We start from the raw sequence: 16,123 nt of genomic DNA, 5'->3' as shown, positions 1-16,123 counted from the left end.
TTGAGGTCACGGAAGGAACGTTTAAGACGAAGACGTGGATAGGCTGGGTGTGTAAGTGCAGCGATGCATTGAGCTGACCAGTACTAATGAACCGAGCGGCTTAACCTTACAACACCGAAGGTGTTTTGGGGCGAGAGAAGAGAGAATTTTTGGCTTGTTTGACAGATTGATTCGGATGGTTGTGTAGCCCAGAGGGCGGACATAACGGTCGGGATGAAATGAATTTGCCTGGCGGCGATAGCGCGGTGGTCCCACCTGACCCCATGCCGAACTCAGCAGTGAAACGCCGTAGCGCCGATGGTAGTGTGGGGTCTCCCCATGTGAGAGTAGGGAACTGCCAGGCTTTAATTAAGCTTTGTGTGATGAAGAATGACACAGAGTGTTGTGGGTGGAAAGTCGGACAAAATCGCTGAGAGTGATTTTAAACGTCGCGGAAAGCGGCGGTCCGAAGGGCGAATGGCAGAAGAGCCGTTCGTAGACTGCCCTGATTGGCATTGAAACTTTATGTTGTGGTAACAACATAAAGAACAAGAAATTCGGTGGTGCGGTAGTTCAGTTGGTTAGAATACCGGCCTGTCACGCCGGGGGTCGCGGGTTCGAGCCCCGTCCGCACCGCCACTTAATTTCCAAAGAAACCCTGAGAGAGATCTCAGGGTTTTTTTCTGTTTAATAAATATTAAAATCAATAATTCCCTCATTATATTTGATAAAATCAGAAGGTTTTTAATATTACTTTCTGCATTGAAGAGGTTTTTCACGTGGTAAAGAAAACCTATGCAATAAGATATGTCGCTGGGCAACCTGTTGAACGTGTCTTTCCGATGTCAACCTATCAGCTTGGAAAGTCATTACCTGTAGGTATCCCTTTGATTACTGATACAAATGAGCTTAGGGTTGTTGTATGGAATATTTATAAACAGCAGCGTCCTTCATGGCGAAAGGTTTTGAAGGAACTTACTGATGCAAGCCAGTTAATTTTATTGCAAGAAGCGCAGACAACCCCTGATTTAGTTGAATTTGCTACTTCAAATTATCTGACAGCTGATCAAGTTCCCGCATTTTTATTGCCTCAACATCCCTCTGGTGTAATGACGCTAGCAACTTCTCATCCTATCTATTGTTGCCCATTGAGAGAGAAAGAGCCTCTTTTACGTTTATCTAAATCAGCTCTCATCACTGTTTACTCTTTACAGGATAATCGCCAGTTGATGGTTATTAATGTACATGCGATAAATTTCAGCTTTGGTGTGGATGTATATAGCCGTCAGCTGAATAATATTGGTGCTCATATTCGTTTACATAATGGCCCGGTAATTATGGCTGGTGATTTTAATGCATGGAGTAAGCAACGATTAAATGCTCTTAAGCGTTTTACCGGACATTTACATCTTAAAGAAGTATCTTTTGCTGATGACTGTCGAACAATTGCATTTGGAAGACCTTTAGATTTTATTTTTTATCGAGAATTAAATGTAGCTAATGCTATTGTTATGCCTACAGATGCTTCTGATCATAATCCTCTTATTGCAAATTTTTATTAATATCTTATTTTAAAAGTATGTTTATCTATTTTTTATAAAAGATTATTATTTGATTTTTAATTTAACTTACTGAAAATAAACGAAATTAATTTTTTGTTATGTGTAAGTGGATTTATATTTCAAAAATAAAAAATTATTCTTATTAAAGTAATATATATCATCATTACAATTTAGAAAACAAAATACAATGATATAAATAGATTAAAGTTATTTAATTTACGCTGCTTAACAAAATAATATTAAAATATTCAGATAAATGAAAATAAATGCCAGATTATTCTGGCATTTATCAGGATGAATTATTTAATTTGATGAGTTTGGGAAGTATTTTTCTTTATGTTCAAGAAATAGGTAATTGACAATAAGGCTACCCATGCAACTCCCACAATTAATGCAATACGGGTTTTCTCAAAATAGCCCAGTAATACAATAACGAATACCATAAAGATAATTGTTAATATTGGTGCTATTGGCCACATAGGAACAGGGAATTTTAGTGTTTTAACTTCTTCTTTACTCATTTTGCGACGCATAGCAACCTGAGAAAGCAGGATCATCAGCCATACCCACACAGTAGCAAATGTTGCGATAGAAGCAATGATAACGAAAATTTCATTCGGAAGCAGATAGTTAAGAACAACGCCAATCAGCAGGACGGCTGACATAACGACCACCGTCATCCACGGTACACCATTACGGCTCAGCTTGGTGAATGATTTAGGCGCCTGTCCTTCTTGGGCCATGCCATACATCATGCGGCCGGCACCAAAAATATCGCTGTTAATCGCAGAAACTGCGGCAGTAATAACCACAATGTTGAGAATATTAGCCGCAGAATTGATACCTAAGCTGGAAAAAATCTGTACGAATGGACTCCCTTCCTGACCAATTTGATTCCACGGATAGATACACATCAGAATAAACAGGGTCAATACGTAAAACAGCAAAATACGGAAAGGAACGGCATTGATTGCTTTTGGGATAGTTTTTTCAGGATTTTTAGCTTCGCTGGCAGTGATGCCAATAACTTCAATACCACCAAAAGCAAACATCACAATGGCAAGTGAAGCTATTACACCACTGATGCCATTAGGCATAAAACCGCCATATTCCCATAAACTAGAAATACCGGTTACATGGTCTGTTTCCTGACCGAATCCATATATCATGATAGTCATGCCGCCGATAATCATAGCAATAATTGCGGTAACTTTCACAATAGATAGCCAGAATTCCATTTCACCAAAAATCTTCACATGGCAAAGATTAATTGCGCCAATGAAGCAGACAATACTCAGTACCCAGATCCACTGTTCTACATGAGGAAACCAGAGCTTCATATAAAAGCCGAATGCAGTAACGTCAGCTAGGCAGACAATCAGCATTTCGAATATATAATTCCATCCGGTTAGAAATCCGGCCAAAGGGCCGAGGTAATGGCTGGCATAGTGTGAAAAAGAACCGGTTACTGGGTGGTGAACAGCCATTTCACCTAATGCACGCATTACCATAAATACGGCGGCCCCGCCGATTAAATAGGCGAGTAATACGGCTGGGCCTGCTTGCTGGATAGCAGCTGCGGAGCCATAGAACAGCCCTGTGCCTATTGCGGAGCCTAATGCCATAAAGCGGATGTGCCGCCCGGTTAGACCCCGTTTCAGCTGAGTTTCATTATTCTGCATTATTTATTCCTGTCACTTTCTCAGGCTAGATATATTTTAAGCACACAATGCCCCGACAAGCTTTATATTAGCCGAGCGAAGCAAACCCTGTACCTTACCATAAAGATTGATGTCCGCGGGATAGATATCTGTAATAATGCGCTCCTATCTAATGAAACCAGAGATTTTTATGTTTTACCCGATTAACGAAATATTCCAGACATTGCAGGGAGAAGGTTTTTTTACGGGAGTCCCGGCAATTTTTATTCGTCTGCAAGGGTGTCCGGTTGGTTGTAGCTGGTGTGATACTAAACACACCTGGGAGAAAGAAGCCAAAAAGCAACGGATGCTGGAGACAATCTTATTGAAGACGAGTGAAAGCGATGAATGGGGTGAAGCATCACCTGAGCAAATTGCAGCACTGTTTGTTCAACAGGGATATACCGCGCGTCATGTTGTTATTACTGGTGGTGAGCCTTGCCTTTATGATCTTACTCCTCTGACTGAAGAGTTAGAAAGCCTTGGCTATCAATGCCAGATAGAAACCAGTGGTACGTATCATGTTAAATGTTCTTCTGCCACTTGGGTGACAGTTTCGCCAAAAGTTAAAATGCGTGGTGGTTATCAGGTATTGCAGCAAGCTTTGCAGAGAGCTAATGAAATAAAACATCCAGTTGCACGTGAAAGAGACATTGAAGCACTGGATGAGTTATTAGCGGCATTGGATGACAACTCATCGCGTATTATTGCATTGCAACCGATTAGCCAGAAAGAAGACGCTACCCGTTTATGTATTGAAACTTGTATTGCGCGCAATTGGCGGCTTTCTATGCAAACACATAAGTATTTGAATATTGCCTGAGAGATTACTGCACTGGAGGTTTCCTGGTGCAGTAATTTGTTTCACTTTCCGCGGAAAATACATCCTGCGTTACAGGTTTCTTTCACCATAACGGCACTGAGTTGTGGAATTGAGGGTTTAACCTTAGCCCAAATCCAGGCTGCTAGTACTTCGCTGGTTGGGTTTTCCAGTCCAGGGATATCATTCAGGTAGTGGTGATCTAACTGTTCCCAAACGGGTTTAAATACAGTTTTTAGATCAGCAAAGTCCATAATCCAACCACTATGAGGATCGACCTCCCCGGTAATTTCCAGCCGAACCATAAATGAGTGCCCATGCAGGCGCCCGCATTTATGGCCTTCTGGAACATGTGGCAGGTGGTGGGCGGCTTCAAACTGAAAATCTTTAAAAATCGTTGTGCTCATAGTGGTTCTCCCTGACTTCAAAAAACCCGCTATTCTACCCGATCTTCTGAATTAAACCCGGTTTTTTCCTTTTTTTGCAATTGCCCTTATTAACTGTTTTATAGATATATTAAATCTGTAAATATGGTTAGGCGTTTTGGTTATTTGATATTGCGATAGTTTCTTTAAATAGTGACAAGTCGTTGAGATAACCTTACTAACTATCCCTATTTATTTTCTTTACTAAAGATAATAGACATTGGTAATCGTAAAGGGCAGCACAGGATAATGAGCATAAAACCACCTTCAATTTCACTTCTGCCGGTTTCGCCTGAACAGCTGGCGCGTTTGCAATCGGCAATTGGGGATTTTTCACCGAATCAGTTAGCCTGGCTGTCTGGTTATTTTTGGGGAATGATGAATCAACAGCCAAAGGTTCAGCTTATGGCTCCAGCGATTCCGGCACAGGAGACGATTACATTAATTTCAGCTTCACAAACAGGTAATGCCCGCCGTTTGGCTGAACAGCTTCGTGATGATCTGTTGGCAGAGAAACTCAATGTTAATCTGTTCAATGCCGGTGATTATAAATTCAAACAAATTGCTCAAGAGAAAATGATCATTATTGTCGCTTCTACGCAAGGTGAAGGAGAACCAGCCGAAGAAGCGATTGCATTATATAAATATCTCTATTCTAAAAAGGCGCCGAAGCTAAGTGATACTGAGTTTGCTGTTTTTGGTCTGGGTGATACTTCTTATGAGAAATTCTGTCAGGCAGGAAAAGATTTTGATCATCGTCTGAATGAATTGGGAGCTCAACGGCTTCTGGATCGTGTCGATAGTGATGTGGAATATCAGGAGGCTGCGGCTCAGTGGCGTAAGCGATTAACTGAAATCCTGAAACAGCGTATTCCTGCGCAGACAAATACGGCGGTTACTACTGTACAGAGTGAATCGGTACATGAAGTTTTTTCAACTCCTTATACTAAGCAGGCGCCATTGACAGCGGCCTTAGCAACCCGTCAGAAAATAACGGGCCGTGGTTCTGATAAAGATGTTCGCCATATTGAAATTGATCTGGGAGATTCAGGTCTGCGTTATCAACCGGGTGATGCTTTGGGTGTCTGGTTTAAAAATGATCCGGCTCTAGTGGATGAATTGTTGAATCTACTCTGGTTGGAAGGAACAGTACAGGTTGAAGTTAATGGTCATAAATTACCATTAAGGGAAGCACTGATCAGCCATGTTGAGCTAACCCAAAACACCAGCTTGATTGTAGAAAAATATGCTGTGCTGGCAAAAAATGAAAAATTACTGTCTCTGATTGCCGATAAACAGGCATTACAGCAATACGCTCACAATAAACCTATTGCCGATATGGTAAGAGAGGCTGCTTCTCAGCCAGAAGCTCAACAGTTTATTGATTTATTGCGGCCTCTAATGCCAAGGCTTTATTCAATTTCTTCCTCTCAGGCTGAAGTAGAAAATGAAGTTCATATTACAGTCGGTGTTGTTCGTTATGAAATTGATGGCCGGGCTCGCACTGGTGGCGCATCCGGTTATTTGGCAGATGGCTTACAGGAAGAGGGCGATATTCGTATTTTTATCGAGCATAACGACAATTTCCGCTTGCCTGCCAATCCGCAAACACCTGTCATCATGATTGGGCCGGGAACCGGAATCGCTCCATTCCGGGCATTTATGCAGCAAAGAGATGCAGATAGCGCTGAGGGGAAAAATTGGCTGTTCTTTGGTAATCCACATTTTACGGAAGATTTTCTCTATCAAGTGGAGTGGCAGCGTTATGTCAAAGATGGCCTGTTGACTCGTATTGATCTGGCGTGGTCCCGTGATCAGCAGCATAAAGTTTATGTTCAGGACAAATTGCGTGAACAGGGCGAAGAAGTATGGCGTTGGATAAAGGAAGGGGCACATCTGTATGTATGTGGTGATGCAAACCGCATGGCGAAAGATGTGGAGCGTGCATTGCTGGATATTATTTCTGAGTATGGTGGCATGGATACCGAACAGGCAGATGAATTCTTAAGTGAACTGCGCCTTGAGCGCCGTTATCAGAGGGATGTGTACTAATGAGTGATAAACAACATGGTCCTTTGATTGTCGAAGGTAAACTGGCTGATAGTGAGCGCATGAAGCAGGCGAGTAACTTCCTGCGAGGTACAATCAGTGACGATTTAACCAATGGCTTAACGGGAGGTTTTGCAGGGGACAATTTCCTGCTGATTCGCTTTCATGGCATGTATCAGCAGGATGATCGTGATATCCGTGCTGAACGGGCAGCGCAAAAACTGGAGCCACGCCATGCGATGATGTTGCGCTGTCGTCTGCCGGGCGGTGTTATTACACCGCAACAATGGCTGGGTATTGATAAGTTTGCTGAAGAGAACACTCTGTATGGCAGTATCCGGTTGACTAACCGTCAGACATTTCAATTTCATGGCATTTTGAAAGGGGATGTAAAGCCTGCACATCAATTACTGAATCAGGTTGGTCTGGATTCGCTTGCGACGGCGAATGACGTTAACCGAAATGTGCTTTGTACTTCGAATCCTATTCAATCAGAGCTGCATCAGCAAGCCTACGAATGGGCGAAGAGAATTTCAGAGCACTTGCTGCCACGCACCCGAGCTTATGCTGAACTCTGGCTGGATAAAGAGAAAGTTGCAACTACTGATGAAGAGCCGATTCTTGGTGCGACTTATTTGCCTCGTAAATTTAAAACCACGGTTGTTATCCCTCCCCAGAATGATGTTGATCTACATGCCAACGATCTGAACTTTATTGCTATTGCAGAAGGTGGCAAGTTGGTTGGTTTTAACGTGCTGGTGGGGGGTGGTTTGGCAATGACTCACGGCGATAAAAATACGTATCCACGTATGGCGAGTGAATTTGGCTATATTCCGCTTGAGCATACATTGGCGATTGCTGAATCTGTGGTGACCACTCAGCGTGACTGGGGGAACCGGACCGAGCGTAAAAACGCCAAAACCAAATATACGTTGGAGCGGGTTGGTGTTGACACTTTTAAAGAGGAGGTGGAAAAACGCGCAGGCGTGAAATTTGAAGCAATCCGGCCTTATGAATTTACTGGTCGTGGTGATCAAATTGGCTGGCTGAAAGGAATCGATGATAAATGGCATTTGACGCTGTTTATTGAGAATGGCCGCCTTTTGGACTATCCCAGCAGACCACTGAAAAGTGGCGTTGCCGAAATTGCAAAAATCCACAAAGGGGATTTTCGCCTGACAGCCAACCAAAACTTAATCATTGCTGGTATTCCTGAAGGTGAAAAACAACGAATTGAAACTATCGCCCGAGAACATGGGCTGATTGATAATAAAACCACAATCCAGCGTGAAAACTCAATGGCCTGTGTCTCTTTCCCAACCTGCCCGTTAGCAATGGCTGAAGCTGAGCGTTTCTTACCGGAGTTTGTCACTTACGTTGAACAACTGATGAATAAACATGGTATTGGTGATGAACATATTGTCTTGCGGGTGACAGGTTGCCCAAATGGCTGTGGTAGAGCTATGTTGGCGGAAGTGGGGCTGGTGGGTAAAGCGCTTGATCGTTATAACCTTCATCTTGGCGGTAACCGGATCGGTACCCGTATTCCTCGAATGTATAAAGAAAATATCAGTTCTGAAGCGATTTTATCCATCATGGATGAACTTATCGGGCGTTGGGCGGCAGGGCGGCAACCAAATGAGGGTTTTGGCGATTTCCTGATCCGTACCGATATTATCAAACCGGTACTGGATTCGGCCCGCGATTTTTATGATTGGCAGGAGGCGGTATGAGCCAACTCAGCTTATCACAATTGGTTGGAGTGGAGAGAGAACAGCAGGAGACATTACTGGTTGAAATTAATCAGCGACTTGAAATTATGGATGCTCATCAGCGGGTAAATTGGGCATTGGAGAATTTGCCGGGGGAGTTTGTTCTTTCTTCCAGTTTTGGCATTCAGGCGGCGGTATGTCTTCATTTAGTGACACAGGAATACCCGGATATTCCTGTCATCCTTACCGATACTGGCTATTTATTCCCTGAAACTTATCAATTCATAGATAAATTAACAACGCAGCTGAAACTGAATCTGCAAGTATTCAGTGCTGAACACTCTCCAGCCTGGCAAGAAGCTCGTTATGGCAAATTGTGGGAACAAGGTGTAGAGGGAATAGAACGTTACAATCAGATTAATAAAGTCGAGCCAATGAATCGTGCTTTAAAAAATCTGAATGCGCAAAGCTGGTTTGCTGGTTTACGTCGCCAGCAATCTGAAAGCCGATCAAAATTACCGGTTTTGTCTATACAGCGTGGCATATTTAAGATCTTGCCGATTATCGACTGGGATAATAGACGTGTGCATCAATATCTTACAAAGCATGGTTTGGAATATCATCCATTATGGGAACAGGGTTATCTCTCTGTTGGCGATATCCATACAACCCAAAAATGGGAACCGGGCATGAGTGAAGAACAAACCCGTTTCTTTGGATTAAAGCGAGAATGTGGGTTACATGAAAATTAAAAAACCGGATATTTCCTGAGTGGGATTGATTGGGATTGATGATAAAGCCTTCGCTTTGTTTTATGGCGGGGACAGGCGTGGTTGCTTCTGCGGCCGGGTCGCATAGTTAACAAACAATCCCTTCCACTTATTTATTTAATTATCACCTTACAATTTACTAAATCTGTTAGCTTTCTTGCAGATTTAGTTGATTAATTTGCACAACCTGCCGTTCCTGCACATCATGAAACTTATTGTATTTATAATGACTTCTTAATAAAAACTATGATTAAAGTTGCACTTATTGACGACCATGTAGTCGTCCGTTCCGGTTTTGCCCAATTACTAACGCTTGAGCATGATCTTGAGATTGCCGGGCAATACGCCAGCGCCAGCGAAGCCTGGCTGGATTTACTCAGAAACCCGATTGATGTGGCAGTGATGGATATCGCTATGCCGGATGAGAGTGGTTTGCATCTGCTTGCCCGGTTACGGCAAAAACGGCCTGATTTTCGCACCATAATTCTCAGCATTTATGACACCACGGCATTTGTACAAAGCGCTTTGGATGCCGGAGCTTGTGGTTATCTCACCAAACGATGTGGCCCGGAAGAATTAGTACAGGCAGTACGCTCAGTACATAAAGGCGGTTTTTATCTGTGTGCTGATGCACTGAAAGCCCTGCGTCAGACACCACAAGAAGTTAAAGCACTGCAAGCCCTGACACCCAGAGAACGGGAAATATTTGATTTGCTCATCAATGGCATCACTGTTAAAGCTATTGCCGAGCAACTTAATCTCAGCCATAAAACTGTTCATGTTCATCGTGCCAATATTCTTGGCAAATTGCAGTGCGAGAGCACGATCGAGCTGGTTCATTATGCCCTGCAACATCAGATTCTGACAGGTAACGTATGAACGGAGGAACACGATTTGGCCTGTTATCACTATTCCTGCTGATTTTTTATTCGTTGAGCTGGCTTGCTCTGTGGACCATCAGCTTCTACCTGAATGACAATGGGCAACAGGCTGCACTGCTGCTGCCACAGGGGTTACGGCTGGCGCTACTTGTTCTGCTGGGATGCCGCTATCTGCCAACCCTATTAGCAACCGAGGTTATCATCTTGCTATGGCTCGATAGCGAGCAGCTTATTACTAACAATATTATTCTGTTATCGCCATTTCTCAGCCTGATACCTACCTTTATGGTACAGCGGATCTGGTGGCGCTATACCTTGTATTGGCAACGGCTCTCTATTTTGCTGGCAGCCGTAGCCGCCAATAGTGTGTTACAGGCTGTCTGTCTGGGATTTTCTCTGACTGCCAGCGCCAGCCATCTGTTTCTTACCTCTTTGACCGGCGGTGTTTTACTATCGCCTTTTGTTTACCTGATCTATGAATATCTGCGTCAGCAGCATCTGAGAAATATGCTGGAACCTGACCATCCGGATCCACAGTTACGTACTTCACTGCTGATGTGGTGCTGTCTGTTCTGTTTTCTGGGATTGAGCGCTCAGATCTTTATGTCACCAGAAATTGAGAGGCTTTTGGTGATCTTGGTATTTATCCCCAATGTATTTATGGCCTATCGCTATGGCTGGCAAGGTGGCGTATTGGCGGCTTTACTGGGCAGCCTGATGATAACGTCAGCCCGGCAATTCAGTGGCGCTTTTAACGATTTACGCGAATTGGAGATGTTCCTGACCATTCAGGCGCTATTAGGAATAGGGCTTGGAATAGCCATCAGCCGTCAACAACAACTCGCTGAAAACCTGCAACGCTACCGTGAATTATTGGAGAAGGAATTAACCGCCCGCCATATTCTGATGCAGAAACTGGTTCACACAGAAGAAGATATCTGCAAAAGTATTGCCCGCGAGTTACACGACGAAATTGGGCAAAATATTACTGCTATCCAAATTCAGGCAACACTGGTAAAGCGCACTGCCACTACCCCGGCAATAGCAACGATCGCAGAGCAAATCAATCATCTTGCCCAACAAATCCATCAATCTACTCGTCAATTACTGCGCCAATTGCGACCACCGGTTCTGGAAGAGATGTCTTTAGAAAAAGCGCTCCACCATTTAATCAATGAGTTTGCTTTTAAGCAGCAGGGTATTGATTGCCAGTTGAATTATCAACTTTCCCAAAATCCAGCGAATGAAACAGTGGTCTTTACCCTTTATCGATTGGTTCAGGAGCTACTGAACAATATCAGCAAACATGCCAAAGCGACCCGCATCGATATCACGTTGCGGCAATGCCGGGATATGATCGAACTCAGAATCAGTGATAACGGCATTGGTATCACCGAAGATAAAAGGAAAGGCGGATTTGGCCTTCAGGGGATTGAAGAACGCATCCGGGCGTTAGGCGGAGACTGGCAGTTAAACAACGATAACGGCACTCGGATAATTGTTAACCTGCCCACAAATTCTGATGAAAATTAAGCATAACTAAGAATCATTCCTAATTACCTAAAACCTTATCCCATCCATTTTCATTAATGTTTCTTTACATTCCTTTTTCATGGAGGAGTCGCATATGCAAACCATCAGCCAGGAACAAGTTTCACAACGTTATCGCTACTGGCGCAGCCGTTTGCTGATTTCCATGATTATTGGCTATGCCGCATTTTATCTGACGCGAAAAAGCTTCAACTTTGTGATGCCGGTCATGCAGTTGGAATTGGGGCTGGATAAAGGGGATATCGGCTGGATAACCAGTCTGTTTTACCTGGCTTACGGCGGCTCAAAATTTGTCTCCGGTGTATTTCATGATCGCACCGGTTATCGCTGGTTTATGGGTGCCGGATTAGTGATGACGGGCGTGCTGAACATTATTTTCGCTTTTTGTTCATCATTTCCTGCACTACTGATTATCTGGACACTGAACGGCTTCTTTCAGGGTTGGGGATGGCCGCCCTGCGCCAGGTTACTGACACACTGGTACTCCCGCAATGAACGGGGTTTCTGGTGGGGATGCTGGAATATCTCCATCAATGTTGTTGGTGTCACTATCCCGATGCTGTCAGCTTTTTTGGCGACGACTTACGGCTGGCAAGCAGCGCTGATGATGCCGGGAATTATCGGTATTTTACTGGGTATCTGGCTCTGCCATCAGTTATGCGACATACCACAAAGGCAAAGTTTACCCAGTGTGGGGCACTGGCGACAGGATTCACTGGAGCTTCGGCACGAGCAGTTATCGCCACCCATGCCGATGATGCAGATACTGCGGGACACGATTCTGATTAACAGAACTATCTGGTTATTAGGGCTCTCCTACATTCTAGTCTACCTCATCAGAATGGCGATTAATGACTGGGGAAATCTGTGGCTGTCAGAAACACATGGCGCCAATCTGCTCAGTGCCAACGCCACACTCTCGCTGTTTGAACTGGGCGGTTTGACAGGCGCACTTTTTTCCGGCTGGGGATCTGATTTACTGTTCCGCGGTCAACGCGCCCCGATGATTTTACTGTTTGCTCTGGGGTTGTTTATCTCTGTCACCGCATTGTGGCTAATGCCCATTCATCACTATGCGCTGTTGGCAGTCTGTTTTTTCAGTATCGGTTTTTTTGTATTTGGCCCGCAAATGCTGATTGGGCTGGCGGCGACAGAATATTGCCATAAACAAGCCGCTGGAACGGTCACTGGTTATCTGGGGTTGTACGCCTACCTGGGCGCTGCAATGGCAGGCTGGCCGCTAAGTCAGGTCGTTGCACATTATGGCTGGTCAGGGATGTTTGCCCTGCTCACCATCGCAGCCGCCATGATGGGTTTGCTGTTGATGCCACTGTTAATGGCAGACGTCAGTAAAAGGGAACATATGGCAGGAGTAGCATCGCTACTTTTCAATGATAAGAAGTTCTGAATGCAAAGGACAAAATAATGAAACTGAAACCTCTCTCTACACTTATCGCCGCGGGCTTGGTCGTTGCTGCATTTACCCACAGTGCTCAGGCCGCCGGCCGTTTGATCGTTTATTGCAGTGCGACTAACGCCTTGTGTGAAGCCGAAACCAGAGCATTCGGTGAAAAATATAATGTAAAAACCACGTTTGTCCGTAACGGTTCAGGCAGTACTCTGGCGAAAATTGAAGCGGAAAAACGCAATCCACAAGCTGACGTCTGGTACGGCGGCACGCTGGATCCACACTCTCAGGCGGGAGAGATGGATCTGCTGGCCCCATATAAATCCCCAAATCTTACGCAGATCATGCCGCAGTTCCGTGATCCGGCCAAACGTAAGGGCAACTACACTTCTGCGGTTTACGTCGGAATTCTTGGCTATGGCGTCAATACCGAACGTCTGAAAGAGAAAAATATCCCTGTTCCAACCTGCTGGAAAGATCTGACTAAACCGATTTATAAAGGTGAAATCCAGATCGCTGATCCTCAAAGTTCAGGCACCGCTTACACCGCACTGGCAACCTTTGTTCAGTTATGGGGCAAAGATCAGGCATTTGATTACCTGAAAAAGCTGAACGCCAACATTTCCCAGTACACTAAATCTGGTGTCGCACCAGCACGTAACGCCGCCCGTGGTGAATCCGCCATCGGCATCGGCTTCCTGCATGATTACTCTCTGGAAGTGGAAAACGGCGCACCATTGAAACTTATCGCACCCTGTGAAAGCACCGGTTATGAAATCGGCGGCGTTAGTATCATCAAAAATGCCCGCAATATGGACAACGCTAAACTGTTTATTGACTGGGTGCTGTCCAAAGAAGCACAAGAACTGAGCTGGAAGAAAGGTAAAGCCTATCAGATTCTGACCAACACCACGGCAAAAGCGTCTCCTTTGGCACTTAAATTGTCCGATCTGAAGCTGATTAATTACGACATGGATAAATTTGGCGCCAATGATATGCGTAAAGCACTCATCACCGAATGGGTGACAGATGTGAAGATGGCTAAATAAAGTCTGTCAAGGGCGGATAACACCGCCCTTAGAAACTATCTATCGGGCTATCTTGTTTTCCCGTACTCATAACGCCCCAAGGATAGATTCTTACTGTTGTTGCCTCACGATAATAATAAAAGAGGGAAATTATGTCTTATACTCTTACTTTGCCTACCAGACAGAAGCAGGATGCTGTGTTTTGGTGGATTGCCCTGACATGGCTGGCTTTTGCCCTTTTGCCATCTTGGAGCCTGGACTATGGCCTTTTCGACTCCACTCAAGATGAAATTGTCACCGCCTATGGCTGGAACGGATTAAACGTCAGCTTACTGTGGTTCCTGCTCCCATCGGCGCTGTTACTGCGCCCACTCACACCAGCAAACCGCAATCAGCGTAACCGGCACTATTTTGATGCGGGTTACGCCTTATTATGCGCCTTGTTTGTCATTATCAGTGCGGCCATTATCGGTCGTGGACTGGGCTATTCGACGATTATTTTGTTTATCTCACTGAGCGCAATTATTACCCTCGCCCTGACCCGCCTTGAATGGCTGGGGGGTGATCGTTTTGTTATCGGCTCACTGGTTGCGATTATTGTCCTGATCGGGGCATTTATCCTTTATCCGAGTATCGCCATCTTTATACCGATGTTTACGGATGATGCCGGTCAATTTGCTCCGTTTGCCTTTATCTCGATCTTGGGACAGGCACATATTATTCAGGTTATCACTAACTCCATTCTGCTCTCGTTGGCCGTGGGTGTAGGCTGTACCTTCTTTGGATTGGTTCTGGCAATTTATACCGCCAGAATTGCCCGCCGCTCCGCCATTATTGGCCGGGTATTTTCTATTTTACCTATCGTCACACCACCGTTTGTTGTTGGTTTAGGTGTTACGCTGATGATGGGCCGTTCCGGTTATATTACTGAGTTTATGGCAACCTGGTTTGGCCTTACCAATACTAACTGGCTGTATGGTTTTACCGGTATCTGGCTGGCTCAGGTGCTGGCCTTTACGCCAATGGCGTTCATGATCCTTGATGGCGCCATCAAAACTATCCATCCTTCACTGGAAGAAGCCGCCTATACTCTGCGCGCCAATCGCTATCAAACTTTCTTCCATATTTTTATTCCGTTGTTGAAACCTGCATTGGCAAACGCTTTCCTGATCGTGATTGTTCAATCGCTGGCGGATTTCAGTAACCCGCTGGTGCTGGGCGGTAGTTTTGATGTACTGGCGACCCAGATTTATTTTTATATCACCGGTTCCCAGCTTGATTATCAGGCAGCCAGTACGCTGGGCGCTTCGCTTCTGGCTTTCTCTCTGCTGATATTCTGCGTTCAGTATATGTGGATTGGTAAACGCTCCTATGTCACGGTTTCCGGTAAATCCTATCGTGGTGATGTACAGCCGCTGCCGATTTCGCTGGTTTGGGGTGTCTGTGCCATTTTGTTTATCTGGGTTGTGTTCAACGTTCTGTTGTACGGCAGCATTTTCTACGGCAGTTTCACCGTAAACTGGGGAGTGGATTACACACTGACACTGGATAACTTTATCAAGCTGTTTGGTCAGGGGATGCATGATGGCGCATGGCCTTCATTACTGGATACACTGTTCTACGCCGGTATCGCCGCCCCCATCACTGCTATCCTTGGTCTGCTTATCGCTTATATCGTTGTACGTCAGGAATTCCGTGGTAAGAAAACGATAGAGTTCACCACCATGTTGTGCTTTGCCGTACCGGGTACCGTTGCCGGGGTTTCCTACATTTTGGCTTTCAATGATGCACCTTTTTACCTCACCGGCACCGCGGCTATCGTGATTATCTCTATGACTATGAGAAACGTACCGGTAGGTATTCGCGCAGGAATTGCCGGCCTTGGGCAGATTGATAAATCACTGGATGAAGCTTCGTTGAGCTTGCGCGCCGGATCGATGAGAACCATCTTCCATATTCTGTTGCCGTTATTGCGCCCGGCAATCTTGTCTGCCCTGATTTACAGCTTCGTTCGCGCCATTACTACCGTCAGCGCTATTGTATTTCTGGTTACACCAGAAACCCGCGTAGCGACTGCTTATATCCTGAACCGGGTGGAAGATGGTGAATATGGTGTCGCTATCGCTTACGGCTCTATTCTGATTGTGGTCATGCTGGCCATTATTTTCCTATTTGACTATCTGATTGGCGAAGCACGGGTTTCCCGTTCCAAAGCCAAAAATGCACAGTAATCACGGA

12 protein-coding genes, 1 tRNA gene and 2 rRNA genes are annotated in these 16,123 nt (G+C 44.9%); 13 read left to right on the top strand and 2 right to left on the bottom strand.

Annotation, left to right across the window (positions count from 1 at the left end; all coding sequences use genetic code 11):
- The 4 genes from LGZ99_RS17715 to LGZ99_RS17700 all read left to right on the top strand — a co-directional run.
- Positions 1-108: ribosomal RNA gene (locus LGZ99_RS17715) — 23S ribosomal RNA — on the top strand; the annotation flags it as partial.
- A 119-nt stretch (positions 109-227) separates the two neighbouring features.
- Positions 228-343: ribosomal RNA gene (gene rrf / locus LGZ99_RS17710) — 5S ribosomal RNA — on the top strand.
- A 198-nt stretch (positions 344-541) separates the two neighbouring features.
- Positions 542-618 (top strand) — tRNA-Asp (locus LGZ99_RS17705).
- Positions 619-758: 140 nt separating this feature from the next.
- On the top strand, positions 759-1,541 hold the full coding sequence (locus LGZ99_RS17700) for an endonuclease/exonuclease/phosphatase family protein (RefSeq protein ID WP_021323176.1): 783 nt from the start codon (positions 759-761) through the stop codon (positions 1,539-1,541).
- Between the two features lie 299 nt (positions 1,542-1,840).
- On the opposite strand, the gene LGZ99_RS17695 is transcribed toward LGZ99_RS17700, so the two are convergent.
- The gene (locus tag LGZ99_RS17695; RefSeq protein ID WP_023045362.1) at positions 1,841-3,223 is read right to left on the bottom strand and encodes an L-histidine transporter HutT; all 1,383 of its coding nucleotides are present in this window, start codon (positions 3,221-3,223) and stop codon (positions 1,841-1,843) included.
- 169 nt (positions 3,224-3,392) lie between these two features.
- Between LGZ99_RS17695 and queE the strand changes: the two genes are divergently transcribed.
- Complete coding sequence (gene queE, locus LGZ99_RS17690; RefSeq protein ID WP_036840978.1) at positions 3,393-4,064, top strand: 7-carboxy-7-deazaguanine synthase QueE; 672 nt, start codon at positions 3,393-3,395, stop codon at positions 4,062-4,064.
- Positions 4,065-4,105: 41 nt separating this feature from the next.
- Here queE and queD read toward each other — a convergent pair whose 3' ends face one another.
- Positions 4,106-4,468 (bottom strand): 6-carboxytetrahydropterin synthase QueD, encoded by a 363-nt coding sequence (gene queD, locus LGZ99_RS17685; protein WP_021323178.1) that lies wholly within the window; start codon positions 4,466-4,468, stop codon positions 4,106-4,108.
- A 267-nt stretch (positions 4,469-4,735) separates the two neighbouring features.
- On the opposite strand from queD, the gene cysJ reads away from it, so the two are divergent.
- The 8 genes from cysJ to LGZ99_RS17645 all read left to right on the top strand — a co-directional run bounded on the left by cysJ (position 4,736) and on the right by LGZ99_RS17645 (position 16,116).
- Complete coding sequence (gene cysJ / locus LGZ99_RS17680; RefSeq protein ID WP_036840979.1) at positions 4,736-6,538, top strand: NADPH-dependent assimilatory sulfite reductase flavoprotein subunit; 1,803 nt, start codon at positions 4,736-4,738, stop codon at positions 6,536-6,538.
- The gene (cysI, locus tag LGZ99_RS17675) at positions 6,538-8,268 is read left to right on the top strand and encodes an assimilatory sulfite reductase (NADPH) hemoprotein subunit (RefSeq protein ID WP_262979404.1); all 1,731 of its coding nucleotides are present in this window, start codon (positions 6,538-6,540) and stop codon (positions 8,266-8,268) included. Before cysJ ends, cysI begins: the two co-directional genes overlap by 1 nt.
- The gene (locus LGZ99_RS17670; protein ID WP_262979403.1) at positions 8,265-8,999 is read left to right on the top strand and encodes a phosphoadenylyl-sulfate reductase; all 735 of its coding nucleotides are present in this window, start codon (positions 8,265-8,267) and stop codon (positions 8,997-8,999) included. The genes cysI and LGZ99_RS17670 overlap by 4 nt, the downstream gene beginning before the upstream one ends.
- 264 nt (positions 9,000-9,263) lie before the next feature.
- Positions 9,264-9,896: a response regulator transcription factor gene (locus LGZ99_RS17665; protein ID WP_021323181.1), complete on the top strand. Its 633-nt coding sequence runs from the start codon at positions 9,264-9,266 to the stop codon at positions 9,894-9,896.
- Entirely contained in the window at positions 9,893-11,431 is a 1,539-nt protein-coding gene (locus tag LGZ99_RS17660) for an MASE1 domain-containing sensor histidine kinase (RefSeq protein WP_262979402.1), read from the top strand. Before LGZ99_RS17665 ends, LGZ99_RS17660 begins: the two co-directional genes overlap by 4 nt.
- 94 nt (positions 11,432-11,525) lie before the next feature.
- Positions 11,526-12,857, top strand: a complete 1,332-nt coding sequence (gene uhpC, locus LGZ99_RS17655) for an MFS transporter family glucose-6-phosphate receptor UhpC (RefSeq protein ID WP_023043637.1) — start codon at positions 11,526-11,528, stop codon at positions 12,855-12,857.
- Positions 12,858-12,874: 17 nt separating this feature from the next.
- Positions 12,875-13,906 (top strand): ABC transporter substrate-binding protein, encoded by a 1,032-nt coding sequence (locus LGZ99_RS17650; RefSeq protein WP_021323183.1) that lies wholly within the window; start codon positions 12,875-12,877, stop codon positions 13,904-13,906.
- Positions 13,907-14,037: 131 nt separating this feature from the next.
- Complete coding sequence (locus LGZ99_RS17645) at positions 14,038-16,116, top strand: ABC transporter permease (protein WP_262979401.1); 2,079 nt, start codon at positions 14,038-14,040, stop codon at positions 16,114-16,116.
- The last annotated feature ends 7 nt before the right edge of the window (positions 16,117-16,123 follow it).

The sequence above is a fragment of the Photorhabdus temperata genome, assembly GCF_025384845.1.
GTDB classification, from domain to species: Bacteria; Pseudomonadota; Gammaproteobacteria; order Enterobacterales; family Enterobacteriaceae; genus Photorhabdus; species Photorhabdus temperata.
Note: the sequence above shows the minus strand (reverse complement) of the source record. Positions and strands in the feature narration are given on the sequence as shown.

Excerpts from the sequence above, each read along its gene's own strand:
- LGZ99_RS17695 (WP_023045362.1), bottom strand. The coding sequence starts at position 3,223 with ATGCAGAATAATGAAACTCAGCTGAAACGGGGTCTAACCGGGCGGCAC.
- queE (WP_036840978.1), top strand. The coding sequence starts at position 3,393 with ATGTTTTACCCGATTAACGAAATATTCCAGACATTGCAGGGAGAAGGT.
- queD (WP_021323178.1), bottom strand. The coding sequence starts at position 4,468 with ATGAGCACAACGATTTTTAAAGATTTTCAGTTTGAAGCCGCCCACCAC.
- cysJ (WP_036840979.1), top strand. The coding sequence starts at position 4,736 with ATGAGCATAAAACCACCTTCAATTTCACTTCTGCCGGTTTCGCCTGAA.
- cysI (WP_262979404.1), top strand. The coding sequence starts at position 6,538 with ATGAGTGATAAACAACATGGTCCTTTGATTGTCGAAGGTAAACTGGCT.
- LGZ99_RS17670 (WP_262979403.1), top strand. The coding sequence starts at position 8,265 with ATGAGCCAACTCAGCTTATCACAATTGGTTGGAGTGGAGAGAGAACAG.
- LGZ99_RS17665 (WP_021323181.1), top strand. The coding sequence starts at position 9,264 with ATGATTAAAGTTGCACTTATTGACGACCATGTAGTCGTCCGTTCCGGT.
- LGZ99_RS17660 (WP_262979402.1), top strand. The coding sequence starts at position 9,893 with ATGAACGGAGGAACACGATTTGGCCTGTTATCACTATTCCTGCTGATT.
- uhpC (WP_023043637.1), top strand. The coding sequence starts at position 11,526 with ATGCAAACCATCAGCCAGGAACAAGTTTCACAACGTTATCGCTACTGG.
- LGZ99_RS17650 (WP_021323183.1), top strand. The coding sequence starts at position 12,875 with ATGAAACTGAAACCTCTCTCTACACTTATCGCCGCGGGCTTGGTCGTT.
- LGZ99_RS17645 (WP_262979401.1), top strand. The coding sequence starts at position 14,038 with ATGTCTTATACTCTTACTTTGCCTACCAGACAGAAGCAGGATGCTGTG.